Origin of the sequence: Rhodoplanes elegans (assembly GCF_016653355.1) — a bacterium.
In the GTDB taxonomy this organism is placed as follows: domain Bacteria; phylum Pseudomonadota; class Alphaproteobacteria; order Rhizobiales; family Xanthobacteraceae; genus Rhodoplanes; species Rhodoplanes elegans.
In genome coordinates, this window is the sequence record NZ_NHSK01000081.1 from 1 (window position 1) to 24,625 (window position 24,625).

Below are 24,625 nucleotides of genomic sequence, written 5' to 3' on the forward strand. Positions count from 1 at the left end.
GATCGGCCGGCGTCACGGCGAGCGGCGCCGGCTCGGTCGGCGGAACGGCGTCGAGCGCGGGTGCGGCCGGAGCGGCGGCCGGCGTGTCGGGTGCGGACTGGGCGTTTGCGGTGCCGAGGGCGAGAACCAGCGCGAGGGCCGTTCCGGCGAGCAGACGATCGAAGCGCATAGGCGATGTCCTCCCAGGGGCAAACGTCAGCACCACATCGAGTCCGCCGCACGACGCCGACGGGTCCGGATCGGCGGCGCCGCCCCTCCGGAGACTCGAATTCCTCCACAGCCGCCGCGAAGCGACGCACGGCCACGGCATCGGGACTTCAACTTAGCTCAGCCGGTTGCGGCCGAGCCCCAGTTTTCGCGCCCGATGGCGCGGTTTTCGCGGCGCTGTCACCGGGCGGACACGTCGACGGTAACGCCGTCCTCCGACGGCGTCAGCCCGAGCCCTTCCAGCTTGCGATACAAGGTCGACCGGCCGATCCGCAATTTGCGTGCGACCTCAGACATTTGCCCATTGTAATGAGCGATCGCGAAGCGGATCGCGCAGGCCTCGATCTCGTCGAGCGGCCGCACCTCGCCGTCCGGCCCGAGAAGCGGCATCAGGTCGGCCGCGGGCGGCATCGTGTCGGTGAGCGAGACGGCGACCGGCCCGGTCTGCGGCAAATTCGTGGCGACGCGCCCTGTCGCCGAGAGCGGGCCGGACGCCGGCACCGTCGCGGCCGGGACCAGCGAGGGCGGCAGCTCCGCGGTCGGCATCGGCACGGCCGGGGCGGTGACGATCTGCGGGAACTCGGCGGCGCCGATCTCGTCGCCCTCGGCCAGCACGACGGCGCGGAACACGGCGTTCTCGAGCTGGCGCACATTGCCGGGCCAGGCGTGGCCGGCGAGCAGCGCCAGCGCCTCGGCCGAGACGCGGCGCACCCGCCGCCCCTCCTCGGCCGCGAACCGCACCAGGAAGTGGCGCACGAGCTCCGGGATGTCCTCGGGCCGCGCCCGCAGCGGCGGCAGCGTGATCGGGAAGACGTGCAGGCGGTAGAACAGGTCCTCGCGGAAGCGACCGGCGCCGACGTCGGCGATCAGGTCGCGGTTGGTCGCCGAGATCAGCCGCACGTCGACCTTCACGGGCCTCCGCCCGCCGACCGGTTCGACCTCGCCCTCCTGGATGGCGCGCAGGAGCTTCACCTGGGCGGCCGGCGGCAGCTCGCCCACCTCGTCGAGGAACAGGGTGCCGCCGGAGGCCTCGACGAACTTGCCGACATGCCTCTCCGAGGCGCCCGTGAAGGCGCCCTTCTCGTGGCCGAACAGGATCGACTCGACGAGCGTGTCGGGCAGCGCACCGCAGTTGACGGCGACGAAGGGCTTCGCCCGGCGCTCGCCGGACCCGTGGATGGCGCGGGCGAGCAGCTCCTTGCCGACGCCCGATTCGCCGCCGATCAACACCGGGATCGTCGACGCCGCCGCCTTTTCGGCGGCGCGCAGCACGGCCCGCATCGCCGGACTGCGGGTGACGATGTCCTTGATCGTCAGGGTGCCGGCGCGGCTGCGCTTGAGACGCGACAGCTCGCCTTCGAGCGCGCGCGCCTGCAGGGCGTTGCGCAGCGACACCAGGAGCCGCTCCGGCCCGACCGGCTTGACCACGAAGTCGACGGCGCCGGCCCGCATCGCCGAGACGACGTTGTCGATGCCGCCATGGGCGGTCTGGACGATCACCGGGATCGCGTGGCCGAGGTCGCGCAGGCGCGAGAGCACACCGAGCCCGTCGAGATCCGGCATCACGAGATCGAGCACCACGGCGTCGACGGCCGGCGTGTCCGGATCGGCGAGCAGCGCCACGGCGGCGTCGCCGCCCGGGGCCGACACCGCCTCGAAGCCGAACTTCTGGACGAGCCCCTCCAGCAGGCGCCGCTGCACCGGGTCGTCGTCCACGATGAGGATGCGCTCCGCCATGGCGGCCCCGGTCCGGATCGGATGTCCCGAATTGGGGCATTAATCCAGATCAGGCTTAACGGGGGCTTACCGAGGCGGCGCCGGAGGCCGCGACCTCGTGTCCCGGGCGCGGCGCGCAGCGCCGCGACCCAGGACCCAGGGCGACCGGGCGAACCGCTCGTCGAACCGCCCCTGGGCCCCGGCTTGCCGCACGGCGCGATGCGCCGCGCGGCGTCCGGGGCACGAGGCGGAATATCACCCGTGCGCGGCGATGCGGCGGTCGACCGCCTCGGTGAGGTCGTGCAGGGCGGTGCCGATCTCGACCCGGTAGGGGCCGGGATGCAGCGGGTCGCGCAGCGCTTTCGGCAGCGCGGCGAGCTCGGCGGCGGCGCGCGCCCGGATCTCGGCGAGCGTCGGATCGCGACGCACCCGCTCGCCCGCCCGCATCACCGGCGCCAGCAGCGTCGCGCCCGGCAGCGTCTCGCCATCGAGCGAGATGACGTCGCCCGCGATCGTCCCGTCGGCGGCATGCGCTCGCCACACCTGCTTGCGGCCCGGAAACGTCTGCTTCGCGGCCGAGCGCTTGCGCCGCGCCACGCCCTCGTACTCCTGCAGCTTGTAGACGATGTCGAGCACCGGCTGGTCCTGCGAGGTGGTGAGCGCGGTGCCGACCCCGTAGCCGTCGATCGGCGCGCCCGACTCGACGATCGCGGCGATCTGCCCCTCCTCGAGGCCTCCCGAGACGAAGATCTTGATGTCCGGGCAGCCGCCGGCGTCGAGAATGGCGCGCACCCGCCGCGACAGGCCGACGAGGTCTCCACTGTCGATGCGCACCGAGCGGATCACGATGCCTTCACGCGCGAGCTTGGGCGCGAGGGCGACGACCTTCCGGGCCGCGGCCTCGGGATCGTAGGTGTCGATCAGCAGCGTGAGATTGTCCGGTCGCGCGCGGGCGAAGCTCTCGAAGGCGACGCTCTCGTCCTCGTGCGCCTGCACGTAGGAGTGCGCCATGGTGCCGTAGATCGGGATGCCCCACAGCATCTCGGCCAGCACGGTCGCGGTGCCGGCGAAGCCGGAGACGTAGGACGCGCGCGCCGCCATCAACCCGGCCTCGGCCCCGTGCGCCCGGCGGAAGCCGAAGTCGACCAGCACCTTGCCGGGCGCCGCCAGCATCACGCGCGCGGCCTTGGTGGCGACCAGGCTCTGCATCTGGATCAGGTTGATGAGCCGCGACTCCAGAAGCTGCGCCAGCGGCAGCGGCGCCGTGACGCGCAGAATCGGCTCGTGCGGGAAGAACACGGTGCCCTCCGGCATGGCGTCGATGTCGCCTTCGAACCGCAGCCCGGCCAGGTAATCGAGCATCCCGGCGTCGAACCGGCCGCTCTTTTCCAGATAGGCGAGTTCGTCGGGCGAGAAGTGAAACCCGGCGAGCCAGTCGACCGCCTGCTCGAGCCCGGCGGTCATCAGGAAGGACCGCCCCGGCGGCAGCCGCCGCACGAACAGCTCGAACGACGCCGTCCCGGTCATCCCGTTGGCGAGATAGGCCTGCATCATGTTGAGCTGGTAGAGGTCCGTCAGCAGCGGACTGTCACCGATGTTCATGTTTTGGGTCCGTGGATTTTTCCCGGGCCGGCCCCTGGCCAGCACACCCTCGCGGGCGGTGTAGCACGGCGGCGCGGGACGGGGGAGCCCGTGCCGCCGAGGGGCGAACGGCGGGGCGTTCATTTTTTTGACGGCGTTGAAAGTTTGAACGCCGAGCGACGTCGACGACCGCCCTGGCCGTGCGCCCGGCGCGTCGCTCGCGACTCCGCAGATCACCTTACGGGTTGTCCGCAGGCGGACCGCAATTCTCTGATTCGACAAATTAAAGAGTAGCCGCCCCGCACCCCGGGTCGGCCGTCCTCGCCCCCGCCGCACCCACTGGCACCTCGGTTGCTAACTCGCTCGGGAGCGCCTCCCCCCGTGGGCGTCCGCAGAGGCTTTTCGCCTCTTCTGCCGGTTCTTCCGCAGCCGCGGTCGAACCTCTCCAGAACATGTTCATAAGTTTCAGGAGCGGACGATGGGAGCTGACAAAGAAAAGCTCGACGTCATCAAGATCATCAGGATCGTCGGATCGCTGGCGGCGATCGCGATCGGCGTCTATGTCGGGACCCTGCCACCGCCCGACGGCCTGACCACACAGGCCATGTACGCGCTCGGCATCACGATCTGCGCGGTCGGCTGGTGGATGACCCAGCTCGTGCCGGAATACGTCACCGGCCTGATGATGTGCACGCTGTGGGTGGCGTTCGGCGCCGTGCCGTTCCCGCGCGCCTTCTACAACTTCTCGACGCCCGGCTGGTGGATCATGGTCGGCGCGTTCGGTCTCGGCGCCGTCGCCGGCCGGGTCGGACTCCTCAAGCGGATCTCGCTGTGGGTGCTGTCGCTGGTGCCGCCGACCTTCAAGGGCCAGGTGCTGGGCCTCGTCGGCTCGGGCATCATCATCAGCCCGCTAGTGCCCTCGATGAACGCCAAGGCGGCGCTCTCCTCGCCGATGGCGCTGGCGATCTCCGACTCGCTCGGCCTGCCGCGCAAGAGCGCCGCGGCCGCCGGCATGCTCGGCGCCTGCTATCTCGGCTACGTGATCATGGGCCACATCTTCCTCTCCGGCTCGTTCTCGCACTACGCCCTGATCGCCGCCCTGCCGAAGGAGTTCCAGAACGTCTCCTGGATGGACTGGCTCTTGTGGTCGCTGCCCTGGGGCCTGGTGGTCGGCGTCGGCATGACGGTCGCGATCCTGATCCTCTACGCGCCGAAGGAGAAGGTCGCGCTGCCGGCCAACTACGGCAAGGAGGCGCTCGCCAAGATCGGCCCGATGACCAAGGACGAGAAGATCGTCCTCGCCGTCCTGATCTGCGCGCTCCTGATGTGGATGACCGAGGGCTACCACAAGATCAACTCGGGCGTCGTCGCCGTCACGGCCATGTGCACGCTGCTCGGCGTCCGCACGATGACGGCCAACGACTTCAAGAACGGCATCGAGTGGCCGGCCGTGATGCTGATCGGCAGTGTCTTCAATATGGCCTCTGTGATCGGCTTCCTGAAGATCGACAAGTATCTCGGCTCGCTGCTCGGCCCGTTCCTCGACTCCGTGATCCGCCAGCCGGTGCTGTTCGTCGCCTTCATGGCCATCTCGGTCTACGGGCTGAAGTTCCTGCTCACCAACATGACGTCGATGTCAGTGATGTTCGCCATGATCCTCTCGCCGCTGCTGGTTCCGCTCGGCGTCAATCCGTGGATCGTGATCTTCGTGACGTTCTGCGCCGGCGGCATCTGGGTCCTGCGCTACACCAACACGATCTACATGTGCGCCCAGTTCGGCACCAAGGACGAGATGGCGACCGACGGGCAGATGGTGAAGCTCACCTTCGTCTACATGGTCCTGATCGTGCTCGGCGCCGTCGTCAGCATTCCCTGGTGGAAGATGCTCGGCCTGATGTGACGCCCGGCGCGACGCGCGCCGGCACTGGATGAACTCTGCCCGACACCATCGGGAGGAACTGATGAAGAATCACGGACGATTGTTGCAGGGCAACGAAGCCATGGCACAGGGCGCGATCTACGCCGGTGCACGCTTCTATGCCGGATATCCGATCACGCCGTCGTCGGAGATCGCCCAGGAATGCTCCCGGGTGATGCCCAAGCTGGGCGGCGTCTACATGCAGATGGAGGACGAGATCGCCTCGATGGCGGCGATCATCGGGGCGTCGCTCACCGGCGCCAAGTCGTTCACGGCGACGTCCGGACCCGGCTTCTCGCTGATGCAGGAGAATCTGGGTCTGGCGATCATGGGCGAGGTGCCCTGCGTCGTGATGAACGTGCAACGCTCCGGTCCGTCGACCGGACTCGCCACCAAGCCGGCCCAGTCCGACATCATGCAGATCCGCTGGGGCCGCCACGGCGACCAGGAGCTGATCGCGCTGTCACCGTCCTCGGTCGCCGAGTGCTTCAGCCTGACCGTCGAGGCCTTCAACCTCGCCGAGAAGCTGCGCACCCCGGTGATCCTCGCGGCCGACGAGATCGTCGCCCACATGCGCGAGAACATCGTGATCCCGGACGAGGGCGAGATCGAGGTGATCGATCGCGCCAAGCCGACCGGCGATCCGGCGGCCTATCGGCCGTTCGCGCCGGCACCGGACGGCGTGCCGCCGATGTCCGCCTACGGCAGCGAGTACATCATGCACGTGTCGAGCTCGATGCACGGGCCCGACGGCTACTCCAACAACTCGCCGGACAACGCCGCCCGGCAGATCGCTCGCAAGAACGCGAAGTTCGAGCATCACCGCGCCGAGATCGTGAAGACCAAGGCGTTCGAGGTCGACGACGCCGACATTCTGCTCGTCGCCTTCGGCACCGTGACGCGGGCGGCGCGCGCCGCCGCCGCGAAGCTGCGGGCCGAGGGCGTCAAGGCCGGCGTGCTGCAGCTCGTCACGGTGTGGCCGTTCCCGAGCGAGGCGGTCGCCGAGCTCGGCGGCCGCGCCCGCACCGTCGTCGTGCCGGAGATGAACTACCACGGCCAGATCGCCGGCGAGGTGAAGAAGGTGCTCGGCGCCGACAAGGACGTCCGGCGGGTGAACGGCTGGAACGGCCAGATCATCACGCCGCGCGACATCCTGAAGGCGATCTGAGCGAGCGGCGAGGAGGTTTCTCATGACTTGCGCCACCAAGAGCTGCGCTCCGCAGGCCGGCGCCGCCGCGCCCTACGCGACGGGCCAGCAGTATCTCAAGGACGGGGTGATGCCGCACATGTGGTGCCCCGGATGCGGCATCGGCGTGATGCTGCGCGCCTGCCTGCGCTCCTTCGAGGAGCTCGGCTACGGCAACCAGGATACCGTCGTCGTCACCGGCATCGGCTGCACGGGCAAGCTCGACGACTATCTCGTCACCCACGCCCTGCACACCACACACGGCCGCGCACTCGCTTGCGCGACCGGCATCAAGGCGGCGAAGGACGATCTCCACGTCGTCGTCTTCATGGGCGACGGCGACAGCGTCACGATCGGCGGCAACCACTTCCTGCACGCCGCGCGGCGGAACATGGATCTGACCGCCATCATCATCAACAACTTCAACTTCGGCATGACCGGCGGCCAGTTCTCGGGGACGACCTTCAGCGGGGCGATCACCCAGACCAGCGCCTACGGCAATCCCGAGCGGCAGGTCGACATCTGCGCGCTCGCCGAGGTGGCGGGCGCCAACTACGTGGCCCGCTCGACGCCCTGGCACGTCGACGACCTCAAGACACTGATCGGCGAGGCGCTCGGCCGCAAGGGCTTCTCGGTGGTCGAGGTGCTGAGCCCCTGCCCCACGCATTTCGGCTCCAACAACAAGATGAAGAAGGGCACCGAGATGCTCGCCTGGCTGCAGGAGAAGACCGTGCCGGTCGAGGCCTGGCGGACCATGACGCCGGAGGCCCGCGCCGGGCTGTTCCCGATCGGCCGTCTGGTCGACCGCAACGAGCCCGACTTCAACGCGCGCTACGCCGAGGTCGGCGCCCGGGCGACCGGCAACTGAAGGCGCGACACCATGTTCAAGCGATTCACGAGGTGACCGAGATGTCCAGGAGATCCGAGATCGTTCTCGCCGGATCCGGCGGGCAGGGCGTCCTTTTGGCCGGTACGCTGCTGGGCGAGGCCGCGATCCTGGAGGGCGCCAACGTCGTCCAGACCGTGTCCTACGGCATCGCCACCCGCGGCGGCACGTCGATGACCGAAGTGATCATCGACGACGCGGAGATCGTCTACCAGCAGGTGGAGACGCCGAACGTCGTCCTGGCGATGTCGCCGGAAGCGATGAAGAAATACGAGGGGAGCGCCGCCGAAGGCGCACTGGTGATCTACGACACCACCTTCGTGCCGGAGCGCGAGGGCCGGAATCTCGCCGGCTTCCCGTTCACCGACACGGCGGCCAAGATGGGCAATCCCGGCCTCGCCAATCTCATCGCGCTCGGCTTCCTCTGCACGGCCGGCGGCATCCTGACCAAGGACGCGCTCGAGATGGCGATCTCCGAGCGCTTCTCCGACAAGAAGCGAGACGCCAACCTCGCAGCGCTGCGCGCCGGCGCGGCTGCGGCGGCGAACGTCCTCGCGGCAGCCTGAAAGAGCCAGCCATGAACGAACATGTTCGTCTGGAACCGCGGGTCGCGCCCTGCCGGGCGGCCTGCCCGGCCGGGATCGACGTGCCGCGTTATGTCCGCGAGATCCGCGACGGCGACTTCGACGCGGCGCTCGCCACCATCCGCGAGAAGATCCCCTTCGCGGCGGTGTGCGGCTATGCCTGCTTCCATCCGTGCGAAGCGAAATGCGCGCGCCGCCAGTTCGACGAGCCGGTGGCGATCCGGCTCCTCAAGCGCGCCGCCGCCGATCTCGCCCACACGGTTCCGCCGCCCGCGCCGGCGGCGTCGACCGGCCGCAAGGTCGCGGTGGTCGGCTCCGGCCCGGCCGGCCTCACGGCCGCCTATTATCTCGCGCTGAAGGGCCACGCCGTCACGGTGCTGGAGGCCGCCTCGAGGCCCGGCGGCATGCTGCGCTGGGGCATCCCCGAGTATCGCCTGCCGAACGACGTGGTCGAGAACGAGATCGCCCACATCACGGCGACCGGCGTGACGATCACGACCGGCGCCGCGGTGCGCTCGCCCGAGGATCTGCTCGCCTCCGGCCACGACGCCGTGCTGGTGGCGACCGGCGCCTGGACGCCGGTGAAGCTCGGGGTCGACGGCGAGACCGCCGCCGGCGTCCTCGACGGCATCGACTTCCTCAAGCGCGCCAACGCGGGCGAGACGGTCGCGCTCGGCAAGACCGTGGCCGTGATCGGCGGCGGCAACACCGCGATCGACGCGGCCCGCACCGCGATCCGCCTCGGGGCGCAGACGACGCTCGTCTATCGGCGCGGCCGCATCGCCATGCCGGCCTCGGCCGAGGAGATCGCGGAGGCCGAGGAGGAGGGGCTCGGCTTCGTGTTCGAGGCGGCGCCCGTGACCATCGAGGCGGGGCGGCTCACCTGCGTCAAGCTCGCCCCGAAGGAGGGCGGCAGCGGTCGCGGCGCGACGCTGGTCGCGGTCGATGGCAGCGACTTCACGATCGCCTGCGACACCGTGATCGTCGCGGCCGGCCAGCAGGCCGACGCTGCGGCGCTGAAGCTGAAGGTCGCGCGCGGCGGCACCGTCGCGGTGGACGACAAGGCCGCCACCTCGGTGCCCGGCGTGTTCGCGGCCGGCGACGTCGTCAGCGGCCCGTCGACCATCATCGACGCGATCGCCTCGGGCCGGACCTCGGCGAGCGCCGTCGACATCTTCCTCGGCGGCGACGGAAACATCGATCCGCCGCGCGTAGAACCGATCGAAGCGGACGCGCCCCTCGGCGGCCCGCGTCGCCGCCGCCTCGCGTCGAAGAAAGCGGATCCGGCCGAGCGGGCGAAGAGCTTCGCCCTGGTGGAGGACGGCTTTGACGCGGCGATGGCGCGGAGCGAGGCCGAGCGCTGCCTCGCCTGCCAGACGCACCATCACACGGTGGAGATCACGACCGACATCTGCAAGGCCTGCGGCTACTGCGGCGAGATCTGCACCATGGGCGTGTTCGGCATGTCCGACACGTTCAACGCGATCGGCTACCAGCCCGCCGTGGCGCTGCATCCCGAGCAGTGCATCGGCTGCCTGAAGTGCTTCGCGGTCTGCCCGGACTTCGCCATCGCGGTGCGCTGACGGCGGACCGTTCGACGCGGTCGCGCTGACGCCATCTCACGATCGCGACCGGACCTGCGGGTCCGGTCGCCCCGCTCTCCGCACCGGCCGCCCACGCGGCGGCCGGTCCCTGGACTGTGCCCTGACGACCGGCCTGGCAACAGGCTGCGGCGGGGCCCCGGTCCGACGCGGAGAGGCCGTGTTTCCTCGTGCTTTCGAAGGTGCTGCCTTGATCTATCCGAGTTTCGACACCCTGGTCGAGAAGGTCCGCGACGGTGCGGCGCGCCGCAAGGTGGTCGCCGTGGTCGCGGCCGAGGACGATCACACGCTCGAGGCCGTCGCGCAGGCCAGGCGGGACGGAATCCTGGACGCCTGCCTGATCGGCCGCGCCGACAAGATCCGCACGCTCCTCGCCGGGCTCGGCGAGGCCGCCGAAGACTTCCGCATCGTCGACGCCGAGGACCCGGTCGCCGCGGCCAAGCGCGCCGCCGAGCTGGTGCGCGAGCGCACCGTCGACTTCGTGATGAAGGGCAAGGTCCAGACCGCCGACCTCCTGCGCGCCATGCTGTCGTCGGAGAGCGGCATGCGCACCGGGCGGCTGCTGTCGCATTTCGCCCTCGTCCAGATCCCGAACTATCACAAGCTGATCGGCCTCACCGACGTCGCCATCAACATCGCGCCCGACCTCGCGCAGAAGAAGGAGATCGTCGAGAACGCGGTCGCGACGATGCGGGCGATCGGCTTCGAGCCGCCCAAGGTCGCGCTCCTGTCCTCGGCCGAAACCGTCAATCCGAAGATGCCCGAGACCGCCGAGGCGGCGGCGCTGACGGAGCTCAACCGTGGCGGCTGGCTGCCCGGCTGTCACGTCGACGGGCCGATCTCCTACGACCTCGCGATCAGCGCCGAGTCCGCGCGCATCAAGGGCTACGACAGCCCGCTGCCCGGCGACGTCGATCTGCTCGTCGTCCCGCACATCTCGGTCGGCAACATCCTGCTCAAGGCGCTGCGCTACTCGGCCGGCGCGGCGAGCGCCGGCATCGTGGTCGGCGGCCGTGTGCCGATCGTGCTGACCTCGCGCGCCGTGGAAGCACAGGACAAGTTCCTGCCGCTGGTGATCGCCGCCTCGGTGAGCGGCGACTGAGATCGTTCGCTCCGAATTCCGAACTCGTCATGCGCGGGCCCGACCCGCGCATCCATCCCTTCGAAACAAGAGCACGTCTCGTCGTCAGATGGATTGCCGGGTCGAGCCCGGCAATGACCAAGACGATCGAGGACCGCGAAGAGACCGCGCCCCGCTCCTGAAAGAACCGCCATGACCGACCCAAAAAACATCCTGACCATCAATCCCGGCTCGACGTCGACCAAGATCGCCGTCTTCGCCGATGAGACCCGCCTGTTCGAGCGCAAGGTCGACCATTCGGCCGCCGATCTCGCGCCGTTCGACACGATCGGCGACCAGTTCCAAATGCGCAAGGCGGCGATCGTCGCCGCGCTTCAGGCCGAGGGCTTCGACCTCGGCACGCTCGCCGCCGTCGCGGGCCGCGGCGGCAAGCTGCCGCCATTGAAGCGCGGTGCCTATCTGGTCAACGACGACATGGTGGAGTTCCTGCGCCACCGACCGATCGACCAGCACGCCTCCAATCTCGGCGCCCTGATCGCCCACGACATCGCCGAGCCGCTCGGCATTCCCTCCTTCATCTACGACGCCGTGGTGGTCGACGAGATGGAGGACATCGCCCGCTTCTCCGGCGTTCCGGAGCTGACGCGGCGCGCCTCCTGTCACGTCCTCAACATGCGGGCGATGGCGATCAAGGTCCTCAAGCGCGGCGGGCTGCGGCTGGAGGATGCCAATGTCGTCGTCTGCCACATGGGCGGCGGCGTCACCGCGACCGTGATCTCGGGCGGCCGGATGATCGACGTCTTGACCGACGAGGAAGGACCGTTCTCGCCGGAGCGCGCCGGGCGAGTGCCGTGCCGGCAGCTCGTGGACCTGTGCTTCTCCGGCGAGCACGACCGCAAGTCGGCGACCAAGCTGATGCGCGGCGTCGGCGGCCTCGTCGCCTATCTGGGCACCAACAGCGCGCTCGAGGTCGAAGCCCGCATCGACGCCGGCGACGCCGAGGCGGACCTCGTCTATCGCGCCATGGCGTATCAGATCGCCAAGGGGATCGGCGAGCTCTCGACCGTGGTGATGGGCAAGGTCGATCGCATCGTCCTGACCGGCGCCATCGCGCATTCGAAGCGGATGACCGACATGGTCTCCGAGCGGGTGCGGTTCATCGCGCCGGTCGAGATCGTCCCGGGCGAGAACGAGCTGGAGGCGCTGGCCTCCGGAACGCTGCGCGTGCTGCGCGGCGAGGAGACGCCGAACGTCTTCGTCGCGCCGCCGCGCGCCCGCCCCGCGGCCGAGACCCGCCGCATCGAAGAGGTGGCGCGCGCATGAACGTGATCGCCTATGCGGCGCGCGCTTACGAGAGCGACGCCTTCGACCGCTTCGCCGAGGAGCTCGGCATCTCGCTGACCCGGGTGCCGCAGAACCTGTCGCTCGACAACGCGCATCTGGCCAAGGGCTTCGAATGCGTGACGATCCTCAGCGCCTGCGACGCCAGCGCGCCGGTGCTGGAGATCCTCGCCGCCGGCGGCACCCGCTTCGTCGCCGCCCGCACGGCCGGCTACAACAACATCGACGCCGCGGCGGCGCGGCGGCTCGGTATCCGATTTTCCAACGCCGACTATTCGCCGAACTCGGTCGCCGACTTCGCCGTCATGCTGATCCTGATGTCGATCCGCAAGGCGAAGACCATCATCGCCCGCAACAACGCCCAGGACTACACGATCGTCGGCGCCCAGGGGCGCGAGATGCGCAACCTGACGATCGGCATCGTCGGCACCGGCCGCATCGGTGCCGCGACGGCCAAGAACCTGTCGGGCTTCGACGCCTGCCTGATCGGCTACGACGTCGTTCCGAACCCGGCCCTGAAGGACCTCGTCACCTACGTTCCGTTCGACGAGCTTCTCGCCGAGAGCGACGTGATCTCGCTGCACGCGCCGCTGACCGCCGGGACCCGGCACCTGATCAACGCCGAGTCGATCAGGAAGATGAAGGACGGCGTGATCATCGTGAACTGCGCCCGCGGCGAGCTGATCGACACCGAGGCGCTGATCGAGGCGATCGAAGAGAAGAAGGTCTCGGCCGCCGCCCTCGACGTGCTGGAGAACGAGCGCGGCATCTTCCACGCCGACCACCGCGACGAGATCCTCAAGCACCGGCAGCTGGCGATCCTGCGCGCCTTCCCGAACGTCGTGGTGACCACCCACAACGCCTTCTTCACCGATCAGGCGGTGTGCGACATGGTCGAGGTCGGGCTGCGCTCGCTCGCGAGCTTCGTGCGCACCGGCGCGAGCCCGTGGGAGATCAAGGCCTGAAGCGGACCGCCGCGGCGCGCGCGAAGGGGCCGTCCGCCCGGAGCGCCTGGGCGTCGCGCGCGCCGGCGTCGGCTTCCTTCATCTTGTTCCACACCGTCACCCGGCTGATGCCGAGACGGCGGGCGACCTCGACCTTGTTGCCCTTGGTCCGCTCCAGCATGCGCTCGACGATCTGGCGCTGCATGTCGCGCATCGGGCCGACCTCGAGGGTGAGCCGGTCGTCGTCGTCGTCGGTGGCGGCGAGGAGCGGTCGCGACGAGACGGCGTCGCGACCGTGGTCGCGCGTGTGCTCGCCGAGCAGGAGGCCGATCAGGTCGCTGGTGCGCACCGAGGCGTCGGCGAGGATCGCGAGCTTCTCGAGGAAGTATTCGAGCTCGCGGACATTGCCCGGCCAGGCGTAGCGCTGCAGCATCCGGATGTCGTCTGCCGAGAGATCGTCGAGGCGCTTGCCGGCGGTCTCGCTCGCCATCCGCACGAAGCGATCGGCGAGCGGGCGGATGTCCTCGGTGCGCTCGCGCAGTGGCGGGAGCCGCAGGTTCAGCACGCCGAGCCGGAAGAACAGGTCGTCGCGGAACTGGCCCTCGCGGACCATCTGATAGAGGTTCTTGTTGGTCGCCGAGAGAACCCGGACATTGACCTTGATGACCCGGTCGCCGCCGACCCGCAGGATCTCGCGCTCCTGGAGCACGCGCAGGAGCCGGCTCTGGATCGCCGGCGACACCTCGCCGATCTCGTCGAGGAAGATCGTGCCGTTGTGGGCGAGCTCGAACAGCCCGGCCTTGCCGCCGCGCTTGGCGCCCGTGAAGGCGCCGTCGGCGTAACCGAACAGCTCGCTCTCCAGCAGCGTCTCGGGCAGCGCCGCGCAGTTGATCGCGACGAACGGCCCGTCGCGGCGATCGCTGGCGTTGTGGATCGACTGGACGAACAGCTCCTTGCCGGTGCCGGTCTCGCCCTCGATCAGCACCGAGGCCGAGGTCTCGGCGAAGCGGCGGGCGCGGTCGATCGCGGTGCGCAGCGCCGCGCTGGTGCCGACGATGTCCTCGAAGCGGTGCTTGGCGACCAGCCCCTTGGAGAGGAGCTGCATGCGCGCCTTGATCTCCAGGCGCTGGATGTCGGTGACGCGCTGGAACGACACGATCGTCTCCTCGAGACGGTCGTTCGCCCGCACCGGGATGCGGTTGACCAGCAGATCGTCGCCGTCGAGCTTGACGAGCTGGTTGAGCTGGAAGTCGCCGTCGCCGTGCAGCACGCGCAGCGCCGCCGGCATCGTCTTCTCATCGAGGCGACGGGACAGCACGGCGCCGGCCCGGAGGTCGAGGATTCGCTCGGCCGCCGGATTGAACGAGGTGACTCGGCGCTGGCCGTCGATCGACACGATGCCCTGCGCCGAATAGTCGACGATGCTCTTCATCCGCTGGGCCTTGAGCTCCTCGCGTCCCTTCGACTCGACGATGCTCTTGGCCGACAGGATGGCCTTCTGGATATTTTGCTGCGACGGGCGGATCAGGGCGAAGTCGATGCCCTGCCCCTCCAGCTGGGCCTGCATGTCGAGCACGCAGTAGCAGGAGACGCCGATCAGCGTGTGGCCCCGCAGCGTCGCCGCGAGGCGGTACTGCGTCTCGAACTCCTCCTTGTGGGAATAGGCGAGGAGCTTGTAGTCCGGCGCCCGACCGGAGAAGCGGGCGATCCGCTCCATCTCGGGCAGCACCTCGCTGTTGACGCAGAACAGCGCCAGCGGCCGGTCGCGCTCGATCGCCCGCTCGAAGGCGTCGAGGAAATCGGTGATCGACAGCTTGATGGTGATGACCGGGATCGAGGTGATGCAGGACTCGATGTGTGCCGCCGTGCCGCCTTGGCTCACGATCACGTCGTAGTCGTGCTGGTGCTCGATCGCGTATTGCAGGCCGCCCTTGGTCATCCCGCCTTCGAAGATCTCGATCGCAAGATCGAGGTCCTTCGCGAGCCGACGCACCTGCTCGGACACGCGCGGGCAGATCGACACGAAGAGGATGCGCGACCGCGCGGCGCGCCGCTCGCCGGACGGCCTGGCCTCCGACGTGGTGACGGGGTGGCTCCGTTCGACGACTGCCGTCGTCATCGACGTCCTCGACATGCTCCTCGGTGGACGACGGGGCGTCGTCACGTTCCGCTTCGTGAAATTCTACCAGATTTCCGTTGCGCCGGACCGGCGGGCAGTGAGCGTCGGGTATGCCGATTGCGACCGGATCGCTCGCGAAACGACAACACCCGCGGATCGAGACAATCGTCGGTGGCAGTCGCGTCGATGGGGCCGGTCCCGAAGGCAGGCGATTGACAGCCGCGGCGAACGGTCGTTACCTTGAAAAGAAAACAGCGTTTCGCCCTCGCGAACACGAGGGAGGCGCCAGGAGGATCGCCGGTTCGCCGCCCCGACACCCCCGCGCACCCACAGCGCGGTCGGTGCGGCCATCGCACGATCGCCCCTCACTCGACGTCCGCGGCCCCGCCGTGGACGTCCCTGCCGACGAGATCCCGTCGGCGACGACCATGGAGCCGAGTGCCGACGATGACGCGCGACGACACCGAGGCCCGGATCGACCGGCTGCTGCGCGGCGCCGTCGATCCGCACGTCCACAGCGGCCCGTCGATCGCGCCGCGCGCGCTCGATCACGTCGCGCTGCTGCGCGCCGCGTCGGCCGCCGGCTTCGCCGCGGTGGTGACCAAGGATCACGACTATTCGAGCGCCATGACGACGGCGCTGATCCGCACCAACTTCCCCGAGCTGACGACGAAGATCTATCCGAGCATCGTGCTCAACAACGTGGTCGGCGGCTTCAACCCCTACGCGGTCGAGCACACCGCCGCGATGGGCGGCAAGATCGTCTGGCTGCCGACCCTCGCGGCCGAGAACCATCTGCGCTGGCAGGCGCAGGCGCAGTGGAGCCACCCGGCCTCGACCGACCGGATGCGCCCGCCGGTCGGCATCCCGGTGCTCGACGCGGGCGGCGGCGTGCGCGACGAGGTGAAGGCGGTGCTCGACATCGTCGCCCGCTTCGACATGACGCTGGCGAGCGGGCATCTGCACATCAGCGAGACCTGGGTGGTGTTCGAGGAGGCCAAGCGGCGCGGCGTCACGCGGCTGATCCTCACGCATCCGGAGGAGATCGTCGGGGCGAGCCTCAACGACGTGAAGGGCATGGCCGCGATGGGCGCCTATGTGGAGCACTCGCTCGCCATGTTCATCGAGGGCTCGCGCTTCAAGATCGCGGGGGCCGAGGAGCTGCACCACCACATCGAGGCGGCCGGCGTCGAGAAGACGATCCTGTGCTCGGATCTGGGCCAGGTCGGTTCGGTCGATCCGATCGAGGGATTTCGGCGCGGCATCGCGATGTGCCTGGCGCTCGGCTACGACGACGACCAGATCCGCCACATGGTGTCGCTGAACGCGGCCCGGGTGCTGGGGCTGGAAGCGGATCTGCCGGCGGCGGCCTGAGCCGCGGCGAGTTTCAACGACGATCGAGGCGATCATCACGATCGTTACGATGACGAGGTGACCATGTACGACGTCAGCGACCCCCGCGCCGCCCTCGCACCGGCGGCTCCCGCCAAGTCGGCCGGCGCCGGCGCGGCCGCAGGCCCGTTCGGCGGCGCCGAGTATGTCCGCTTCTATGCCGAGCCGGCGCAGGAGGACGGCCCCGCCGGGAAGACCTGGTACGCCCGCGGCCAGAACTTCGTCATCGCCTATTCCGAGCCGACCGCAGGCGCCGTGCTGGCCCGCGCGACGCAGGACGACGAGTACGCCGTCCTGATGCCGGACCGGCAGAGCGTGGTCGAGATCACCGCGCGCGGCGGCACCACGCGGGTCGAGGGCAACTCGCTCGCCTTCGTGCCGCCGGGACCGTCGGAGATCAAGGTGATCGTGCCGGGCCGCATCATCCGCATGATCACGACGCGGGCCGCCGATCTCGTCGCCAAGTGCAGCAACGCCGCATCTTACGCGGACGCGAAGCCGCTCGTCGCATCGCTCGAACCGTGGCCGGCGCCGAAAGGTGGCTACAAGCTGCACGTCTACGGGCTCGACGTGCCGCCCGAGAAGGGCCGCTTCGGCCGCATCTGGCGCGGCAGTACCTTCATGGTGAACTTCCTCGATTCCTATCAGGGGCCGCGCGACGCGACCCGGCTCTCGCCGCATCACCACGACGACTTCGAGCAGTGCTCGCTGGCCATCGAGGGCGAGTTCGTCCACCACCTGCGCTGGCCCTGGACCGTCAACAAGACGTTCTGGCGGAACGACGATCACGAGCTGTGCGGCAGCCCGTCGATCGCCGTCATCCCGCCGCCCGCGATCCACACGACCGAGGCGGTCGGCCCCGGCCTCAATCAGCTCGTCGACATCTTCTGCCCGCCGCGGCTCGACTTCTCGCAGAAGCCCGGCTGGGTGCTCAATGCCGACGATTATCCGATGCCGTGACGGAGCGGCGCATCGGCCTGCAGCAAACGATTGGCACAGCGGACGCGCGACCATGACCTCTTCCACCCGGACGTTCCGCCAGCGCGTGCTCGCCCGCGAGCCGTTGATCGGCACGTTCCTGAAGACGCCGACCGGCCACGCCACCGAGATCGTCGCCGACGCAGGCTTCGACTTCGTCGTCATCGACCAGGAGCACGCGGCATTCGATCGCGGCACCACCGACATCGCCATGATGGCGGCGCGCGCCGCCGGCGTGCCGGCGCTGGTGCGCGTGCCGGGGCCGGACGCGATCCTCTCGGTGCTCGACAGCGGCGGGATGGGCGTGCTCGTCCCGCACGTGTCGAGCGCGGATTACGCCCGCAAGGCCGCGGCGCTGTGCCGCTACCGCGGCGGCAAGCGCGGCTTCGCCACCTCGACGCCGGCCGGCCGCTACACGGCCGTACCCATGTGGCGCCACATCGCGCAGTCCGACGCCGACATCGTGATGGTGGCGCAGATCGAGGACCCCGAGGCGCTCGACGAGATCGACGCGATCGCGGCCGTCGAGGGTGTCGACTCGCTGTTCATCGGCCGCGGCGACCTCACCGCCGCCTTCGGCGACGAGACGCCCGATCCGCCGGCGGTGCGTCGCGCCGTCGAGCGCATCACGGCGGCGGCGCGCGCCGCCGGCAAGTCGATCAGCGTGTACGCGGCCAACGGCACCGAGGCGGCCTGGCTGAAGGAGCTCGGCGCCAGCACGTTCGTGGTGTCGTCCGACCAGGGCTTTCTGCGGGCCGGCGCCCTCGCCGGCCTCGCCGACGTCAAGGCCCGGATCACGACGCCGGCCTGAGCGCCGGCACGGGACCTCGGCCCGGCCCGCGCGAAGAGCTGCTCGATCGAGAAGGCAGATCGAGCGAGCCGATCCGGCAAAGCCGGACGGCTGTCGCTATATAAAAAGAAACGATCAAAAGAACCAACGGAGGAAACGCGATGACGTCTCGTCACGTCCTTGTTCTCGCGGCCCTGCTCGCGACGACGCCCGTCGTCCCGGCCGCCGCGCAAGACACGATCAAGATCGGCTCCTCGCTCGGCCTCACCGGCTACGGGTCGATCACCGACGGCCACTGGCGCGAAGGGCTGGAGCTCGCCGTCGAGGCGCTCAACGCCAAGGGCGGCGTGCTCGGCAAGAAGCTGCAGCTCGTACACGAGGACAACAAGTCGATCCCGCAGCAGGCCGTCCTCGTCTATCGGAAGATGATGACCGAGGACAAGGTCGTCGCCTTCGACAGCGGCTGCATCTCGGCCGGGAACTTCGCCGCCGCGAGCTTCGTCACGCGCGCCAAGCTGCCGATGATGCTCTGCTCGATCCTGCCGCAGCAGCCGGAGGAGCAGAAGTGGGCGTTCAGCTTCCTGCCGCCGCCCAAGTTCGAGGTCGACTCGCGCTACGAGTTCCTGAAGAGCAAGACCGACATCCGCAAGGTCGGCATTCTCGGCGATCCGAGCCCCTACGGCTCGCTGATGCGCAAGTTCGCGCTGGAGGACGCCAAGGAGTTCGGGCTCGAGGTGGTGGCGAACGAGTCCTACCAGCAGGAGGACGCCGACTTCAGCGTCCAGATCGGCCGCATCAACGCCGCCGGCGCCGGCGCCATCATCATGATCGGCCAGGGCAACGCGGTGATCACGGTGGCCAAGAACATCAAGAGCCTCGGGCTCGACAAGATGCTTCTCCTCGGCAGCGTCAACGAGCGCGACCTGCTCGTCGAGGCCGGCCGGGTGCTGGGCGATCGTTATCTGTTCCCCTCGCCCATCATCCAGGTGGCGATCGACGACCTCGCCCTGATCACCGATCCCAAGGCGCGCGCCGCGGCGGAGGCCTTCATCACGCCCCTGAAGGCGAAGCACGGCGGCAAGATCGACACCTCGATGTCGTCGCGCGCCTGGGATTCGCTCCTGATGCTGGCGCAGGCCATGGAGGCTGCCAAGACGACCGAGGGGACGGCGGTGCGCGACGCCTTCGAGAAGATCGGCCCCTATGTGGGCGCCGGCGCCCCTTACGAGTTCTCGCCGACCCAGCATGTGGGCATCACCAAGAACCCCTACGTGATCGCCTATGTGAAGGACGGCAAGCTGGCCATCAATCATGACGGCCGCTGACGCGACGCTCGTCGATGCGCGGCCGGCCGCCGACGGGCGGCCGCCGCTGATCGAGGTCGCCGGCCTGTCTGCCAGCTACGGCCGCGTCGCGGCCCTGAAGCCGGTCGACCTGCGGGTCGGCGAAGGCGAGTTCGTCACCGTGCTGGGGCCGAACGGCGCCGGCAAGACGACGCTCCTGCGCGCCATCGCCCGGCTGGTGCCGGGCGCCGGGCGGATCAGCTTTCGCGGGCAGGACATCTCGGCACTGCCGACCCACAAGGTCGCGCGGCTCGGTATCGTGATGGTGCAGGAGGGGCGCGGCCTGTTCGGCGAGATGACGGTGCGCGAGAACCTGCTGCTCGGCGCCTACGGCCTCGGCGGTGCCGGCGAGGAGATCGAGCGGCGCTTCGCGACGGTGTTCGAATTGTTCCCGAAGCTGCGGCTGCGCGCCGACCAGATCGCCGCCTCGATGTCGGGCGGCGAGCAGCAGATGCTCGCCGTCGGCCGCGCCCTGATGGCGGGGCCGCAGCTCCTGATGCTCGACGAGCCCTCGCTCGGCCTCGCCCCACGGGTCGCCTCCGGCATTCTCGACACGCTCGGCGAGCTCAACCGCAACGGCCTCGGCATCCTGCTGGTCGAGCAGAAGGCGCCGCTCGCGCTCAAGCTGGCGAAGCGCGTCTATGTCCTCGCCTCGGGCAGCGTCCGGGCCGAGCTTCCGGCGGACCAGATCGGATCGCACCATGACCTTGCCCGCTACTATTTCCACTAGGCTCGGCCGCGTCGGCTGGGTCGGGATCGGCGCCGCCGTCCTGATCGCGCTGCTGTTCGGCTTCGTGTTCCTGCGCGGCGGCTATCTGCTCACCGTGATGCAGCTCGCGATGATCTACGGCCTGTTTTGCGTCGGGCTGAACTTCTTCATGGGCTACACGGGCCAGGCGTCGTTCGGGCAGAACGCCTTCGCGGCGATCGGCGGCTACGGCTCGGCCATCCTGTGCGTCCAGTACGGCCTCCCGCCGATCCTGGCGCTCGTCGTCGCGATGGCGATCGCCGGCGTCGCGGCCCTGGTCGTCGGTTGGCCGACACTGCGGCTGCGCGGCCACTATCTGGCGATGGCCACCTTCGCGCTCGGCCTGATCACCTACGACGTCTCGGTGCAGTGGGAGAGCCTGACCAAAGGCTACATGGGCTACGCGGGCATTCCGCCGCTCGGCATCGGCCCCTACGAGATCGACGACGAACGGGCGAAGCTCGTCTGCCTGATGGTGATCCTGCTCTTCGGTCTGTGGATCTCCAACCGGCTGCGCGACTCCCGCTTCGGCCGCGCGCTGCGGGCGATCTCGACCAGCGAGCCCGGCGCCGCCGCGCTCGGCATCCGCATCCCGCGCTACAAGCTCGCCGCCTTCGTCATCGCCGCGCTCTACGCCTCTGCGGCCGGCTCGCTGTTCGCCCACGTCGTCGGCTTCATCAGCCCGGAGGTGTTCGGGCTGCAGATGGTCGTCGTCACCTTCACGATGCTCTATGTCGGCGGCATCGGCACCGTGCTCGGCCCGGCGATCGGCGCCGTCGTCGCCTCGCTGCTGCCCGAGGTGGTGCGTGGCACCGGCCGCTTCCAGGACATCGCCTATGCGCTCGTCCTGCTGGTGCTGCTCGTCTACGCCCCCAAGGGCCTTTCGGCGCTGTCCGGCCTCGGCCGGCCGCGCGCTGCCACGCCGCAGGCGGGGAGCTGAGCCATGGCGCTGCTCTCGGTGCGCGGCCTGACCAAGCGCTTCGCCGGCCTCACCGCCGTCAACGCCATCGATCTCGACGTGCCGGAGGGCAGCCTGTTCGCCGTCATCGGCCCGAACGGTGCCGGCAAGACGACGTTCTTCAACATGGTGTCGGGCTTCCTGCCGCCGACCGAAGGCACCATCGCGTTCGCCGGCGCGGACATCACGAGGTTGCGCCAGGACCGCATCGCCGCCGCCGGCCTGGTGCGCACCTTCCAGCTCGTCCAGCTGTTCAAGGGGCTCACGGTCGCCGAGAACGTCGAGGTCGGCTTCCATCTCGCGACCCGCGGCGGCGTCACGGCCGCGCTCTTGCGCCCGTCCTGGTTCCGCCGCCAGGAGGCCGACGTGCACGCGCGGGCACGCGAGCTGCTCGCCTTCGTCGGCCTCGGCGCCGTCGCCGACCAGGACGCCGAGCTCCTGCCCTACGGCCAGCAGCGTCTGCTCGAGGTCGCCCGTGCCCTCGCCGCGAAGCCGCGGCTCCTCCTGCTCGACGAGCCCGCCGCCGGCCTCAACGCGCACGAAACCGATGCGCTCGCCGAGGTCATCCAGGAGCTGAACCGCAAAGGAACCACCGTGCTGTTGATCGAACACGACATGGCCCTGGTGACGCGCATCGCGCACCGCATCGCCGTGCTCGACTTCGGCTGCAAGATCGCCGAGGGCACGCCCGACGAGATCAAGCGCCACCCCGACGTGATCGCCGCCTATCTGGGCGCCGAGGAGACCCCGGAGGCCGCCCATGCCTAGCCTCGTCGAGCTGGTCCAGAGCCTCGTCAACGGCGTCGGCATCGGCCTCGTCTACGGGCTGATCGCCATCGGGTTCTGCGTCATCTACAACGCCAGCGGCATCGTCAACTTCGCCCAGGGCGTGTTCGTGATGCTGGGCGGCATGTTCACCCATGCGTTCCTGATCAAGCTCGGCTGGCCGCTCGCCGTGGCGGCGCTGGTCAGCATCGTGGCGGTCGCCGCCATCGGCGTCGTCGTGCACGTCGCCGTGGTGCGGCCGATGTGGAACCGCAAGGCACCGCTGTTCGCCATCATCCTCGCGACGCTCGCGGTTCAGCTGCTGATCGAGCAGATCGTGATCCTCACCATGGGCGACCAGCCGCGCACCTATCCGGATTTCACGCCCGGCGGCCCCCTGAAGCTGGGCGACATCGCGATCAGCTACCAGCTGTTCTGGATTCTCGGCTGCGGTGCCTTGATGGTGGCGCTGCTCACCCTGTTCTTCACCCGCACCCGGGCCGGGCGGGCGCTGCGCGCCTGCTCGCAGAACCGCGAGGCGGCGGCCCTGCTCGGCATCCCGGTCGACGCCATGCTGATGCTGTCCTTCGCGCTCTCGGCGGCGCTCGGAGCGGCCGCCGGCATCCTGATCACGCCGACCCAGTACACGGCCTACGGGGTCGGCGCGCCGTTCGGCACCAACGGCTTCATCGCGGCGATCATCGGCGGCTTCGGCAGCGCGCCGGCGGCGCTGCTCGGCGGCGTGCTGCTCGGCGTCGTGCAATCCGCCGCCATCGTGGTGGTCGGCGCCGGCTACAAGAACGTCGTCGCCCTCACGGTGCTGCTGATCGTCCTGTTGTTCTTCCCGCAGGGCCTCTTCGGCGGCCGCGGCAAGAAGGCGTGACGGCCGCGACCACCGCGGCTGCCCTCGTCAGGAGAGCTCAGGAATGCATGTCCTTCTCGTCACCGCCCATCCCGAGCCGACCTCGTTCACGGCCGCCCTCACCGCGACGGCGGCCGACGCGCTGCGCGAGGCCGGCCACACCGTGGAGGTGTCGGATCTCTACGGCGAAGGCTTCGACCCGGTCGCCGGGCGGCACGACTTCGTCGAGACCGCCGAACCGGCGCGGTTCCACTATCAGACCGAGCAGGGCCACGCCCACGCGACCGGCACCTTCGCGCCCGACATCGCGCGCGAGCAGGAGCGCTTCCTGCGCGCCGATCTGGTCGTGTGGCTCTATCCGATCTGGTGGGGCAACGTGCCGGCGATCGTGAAGGGCTGGTTCGACCGCGTGCTCGCCTTCGGCTTCGCCTATGCGGACGGAAAGCGCTTCGACACCGGCTTCTTTCCTCAAAAGAAGGGCCTGCTGTGCCTGACCACGGGCGGCACGCGCGAGCGCTTCTCGCGCGACGGGGTCTACGGCGAGCTCGATCAGGTGCTGTGGCCGGTGCAGCGGCTGGTGATCGAGTATCTCGGCATGCAGGCGCAGGAGCCCTTCGTCGCCTATGCGGCGCCCCGCGTCGACCAGGCGACGCGCGAAAACTATCTCGCGGCGTGGCGCGACCGCATCCTGGCGGTCGCCGGGCCGGCGCCGGCCACCGCATCGCTCGAAGCCGAGGCGTCGCCACAATGATTCCCCGGCCGAGCGGCCGGGATCGACGGATTGCAATGAAAGGAACTCGATCGTGACGGACGACACCTCGTTGCGCGGCAAGGCCGCGCTCATCACGGGCGGCTCGCGCGGCATCGGCGCCGGCATCGCCCGGCGGCTCGCCGGCGCCGGCGCCGCGGTGGCGATCAACTACAAGTCCCGCCGCGACGCGGCCGACGCACTGGTCGCCGAGATCGCGGCGGCGGGCGGGCAGGCCGTCGCGGTCGGGGGCGACATCGCCGACCAGAACGCGGTGCAAAGACTGGTCGACGACACCGTCGCCCGGCTCGGCCGTCTCGACATCCTGGTCAACTGCGCCGGCATCGGGATCTACAAGCCGCTCGGCGCCATGGACGCCGCCTTCGTGCGCGACACCCTCGACGCCAACGTGCTGGGTCCCGTGCTGGTCGCCCAGGCCGCGCTGCCGCACCTCCCCTCGCCGGGCGGCCGCATCGTCAACATCGCCTCGGCGCTCGCCTACCGGCCGATCCCGACCACCTCGGTCTACTCGGCCTCCAAGGCCGCCGTGATCACGCTGACCCACGCCTGGGCCAAGGAGCTCGGCCCGAAGGGCATCACGGTCAACGCCATCGCGCCCGGCGTGATCGAGACCGACATGACCACGGCGATCATCGCCGAGCGCGGCGCCGGGATCGTCGCGACGACGCCGCTCGGCCGCATCGGCCAGCCCGACGACATCGCCGGCATCGCGCTCTTCCTGTGCTCCGCCGCGGCTGGCTGGGTCACCGGCCGCACCATCGTGGCCGACGGCGGCGTGACCTGAGGCGAGACGCCGGCGCCTCGCCCGCCGGCTTGTGTCGGCCAGCGGACTCGGACGCCACGGCGGCGACGTAAC

Annotated in this window: 21 protein-coding genes; 18 read left to right on the top strand and 3 right to left on the bottom strand. The window is 69.5% G+C overall.

Annotated elements, in window-relative coordinates; genetic code table 11:
• Window positions 1–387: 387 nt before the first annotated feature.
• Both CCR97_RS11000 and CCR97_RS11005 read right to left on the bottom strand, forming a co-directional pair.
• Window positions 388–1,944, bottom strand: coding sequence for a sigma-54-dependent transcriptional regulator (locus CCR97_RS11000; RefSeq protein ID WP_111358222.1), 1,557 nt, complete (start codon window positions 1,942–1,944; stop codon window positions 388–390).
• 234 nt (window positions 1,945–2,178) lie between these two features.
• A complete protein-coding gene (locus tag CCR97_RS11005; protein ID WP_111358223.1) occupies window positions 2,179–3,525 on the bottom strand; it encodes a nicotinate phosphoribosyltransferase in 1,347 nt (448 codons plus the stop codon).
• 457 nt (window positions 3,526–3,982) lie between these two features.
• On the opposite strand from CCR97_RS11005, the gene CCR97_RS11010 reads away from it, so the two are divergent.
• The 8 genes from CCR97_RS11010 (at window position 3,983) to CCR97_RS11045 (ending at window position 13,066) form a co-directional block, all read left to right on the top strand.
• Window positions 3,983–5,404: an SLC13 family permease gene (locus CCR97_RS11010; protein ID WP_111358224.1), complete on the top strand. Its 1,422-nt coding sequence runs from the start codon at window positions 3,983–3,985 to the stop codon at window positions 5,402–5,404.
• A 61-nt stretch (window positions 5,405–5,465) separates the two neighbouring features.
• Window positions 5,466–6,590 (top strand): 2-oxoacid:acceptor oxidoreductase subunit alpha, encoded by a 1,125-nt coding sequence (locus CCR97_RS11015; RefSeq protein ID WP_111358225.1) that lies wholly within the window; start codon window positions 5,466–5,468, stop codon window positions 6,588–6,590.
• A 22-nt stretch (window positions 6,591–6,612) separates the two neighbouring features.
• Window positions 6,613–7,476, top strand: coding sequence for a thiamine pyrophosphate-dependent enzyme (locus CCR97_RS11020; protein ID WP_201159494.1), 864 nt, complete (start codon window positions 6,613–6,615; stop codon window positions 7,474–7,476).
• Between the two features lie 41 nt (window positions 7,477–7,517).
• On the top strand, window positions 7,518–8,060 hold the full coding sequence (locus CCR97_RS11025) for a 2-oxoacid:acceptor oxidoreductase family protein (protein WP_146618795.1): 543 nt from the start codon (window positions 7,518–7,520) through the stop codon (window positions 8,058–8,060).
• Window positions 8,061–8,071: 11 nt separating this feature from the next.
• Window positions 8,072–9,661: an FAD-dependent oxidoreductase gene (locus CCR97_RS11030; protein ID WP_111358227.1), complete on the top strand. Its 1,590-nt coding sequence runs from the start codon at window positions 8,072–8,074 to the stop codon at window positions 9,659–9,661.
• A gap of 208 nt (window positions 9,662–9,869) precedes the next feature.
• Window positions 9,870–10,781, top strand: a complete 912-nt coding sequence (locus CCR97_RS11035; protein WP_111357350.1) for a bifunctional enoyl-CoA hydratase/phosphate acetyltransferase — start codon at window positions 9,870–9,872, stop codon at window positions 10,779–10,781.
• 171 nt (window positions 10,782–10,952) lie between these two features.
• Complete coding sequence (gene buk / locus CCR97_RS11040; RefSeq protein ID WP_201159495.1) at window positions 10,953–12,083, top strand: butyrate kinase; 1,131 nt, start codon at window positions 10,953–10,955, stop codon at window positions 12,081–12,083.
• Window positions 12,080–13,066 carry a D-isomer specific 2-hydroxyacid dehydrogenase family protein gene (locus tag CCR97_RS11045; protein ID WP_111357349.1) on the top strand — a complete coding sequence of 329 codons (987 nt, stop codon included), beginning with the start codon at window positions 12,080–12,082 and terminating at the stop codon, window positions 13,064–13,066. The genes buk and CCR97_RS11045 overlap by 4 nt, the downstream gene beginning before the upstream one ends.
• On the opposite strand, the gene CCR97_RS11050 is transcribed toward CCR97_RS11045, so the two are convergent.
• Window positions 13,056–15,164 (bottom strand): sigma 54-interacting transcriptional regulator, encoded by a 2,109-nt coding sequence (locus CCR97_RS11050; RefSeq protein ID WP_170145831.1) that lies wholly within the window; start codon window positions 15,162–15,164, stop codon window positions 13,056–13,058. The two genes, CCR97_RS11045 and CCR97_RS11050, sit on opposite strands and share 11 nt — an antisense overlap.
• Before the next feature lie 447 nt (window positions 15,165–15,611).
• Between CCR97_RS11050 and CCR97_RS11055 the strand changes: the two genes are divergently transcribed.
• From CCR97_RS11055 to CCR97_RS11095, 10 genes are all read left to right on the top strand, one after another.
• The gene (locus CCR97_RS11055) at window positions 15,612–16,538 is read left to right on the top strand and encodes a DUF6282 family protein (RefSeq protein WP_111357347.1); all 927 of its coding nucleotides are present in this window, start codon (window positions 15,612–15,614) and stop codon (window positions 16,536–16,538) included.
• A gap of 63 nt (window positions 16,539–16,601) precedes the next feature.
• On the top strand, window positions 16,602–17,516 hold the full coding sequence (locus CCR97_RS11060) for a cupin domain-containing protein (protein WP_111357346.1): 915 nt from the start codon (window positions 16,602–16,604) through the stop codon (window positions 17,514–17,516).
• Window positions 17,517–17,568: 52 nt separating this feature from the next.
• Window positions 17,569–18,345 (top strand): HpcH/HpaI aldolase family protein, encoded by a 777-nt coding sequence (locus CCR97_RS11065; RefSeq protein ID WP_111357345.1) that lies wholly within the window; start codon window positions 17,569–17,571, stop codon window positions 18,343–18,345.
• A 140-nt stretch (window positions 18,346–18,485) separates the two neighbouring features.
• Window positions 18,486–19,649, top strand: coding sequence for an ABC transporter substrate-binding protein (locus CCR97_RS11070; RefSeq protein ID WP_111357344.1), 1,164 nt, complete (start codon window positions 18,486–18,488; stop codon window positions 19,647–19,649).
• The gene (locus CCR97_RS11075; RefSeq protein WP_111357343.1) at window positions 19,636–20,397 is read left to right on the top strand and encodes an ABC transporter ATP-binding protein; all 762 of its coding nucleotides are present in this window, start codon (window positions 19,636–19,638) and stop codon (window positions 20,395–20,397) included. Before CCR97_RS11070 ends, CCR97_RS11075 begins: the two co-directional genes overlap by 14 nt.
• Complete coding sequence (locus CCR97_RS11080) at window positions 20,369–21,355, top strand: branched-chain amino acid ABC transporter permease (protein WP_170145830.1); 987 nt, start codon at window positions 20,369–20,371, stop codon at window positions 21,353–21,355. Before CCR97_RS11075 ends, CCR97_RS11080 begins: the two co-directional genes overlap by 29 nt.
• A 3-nt stretch (window positions 21,356–21,358) precedes the next feature.
• Entirely contained in the window at window positions 21,359–22,141 is a 783-nt protein-coding gene (locus CCR97_RS11085; RefSeq protein WP_111357341.1) for an ABC transporter ATP-binding protein, read from the top strand.
• On the top strand, window positions 22,134–23,021 hold the full coding sequence (locus tag CCR97_RS11090) for a branched-chain amino acid ABC transporter permease (protein ID WP_111357340.1): 888 nt from the start codon (window positions 22,134–22,136) through the stop codon (window positions 23,019–23,021). Before CCR97_RS11085 ends, CCR97_RS11090 begins: the two co-directional genes overlap by 8 nt.
• A 43-nt stretch (window positions 23,022–23,064) precedes the next feature.
• Entirely contained in the window at window positions 23,065–23,751 is a 687-nt protein-coding gene (locus CCR97_RS31665) for an NAD(P)H-dependent oxidoreductase (protein WP_244670386.1), read from the top strand.
• Between the two features lie 52 nt (window positions 23,752–23,803).
• Window positions 23,804–24,553 (top strand): SDR family NAD(P)-dependent oxidoreductase, encoded by a 750-nt coding sequence (locus CCR97_RS11095; protein ID WP_338049071.1) that lies wholly within the window; start codon window positions 23,804–23,806, stop codon window positions 24,551–24,553.
• The last annotated feature ends 72 nt before the right edge of the window (window positions 24,554–24,625 follow it).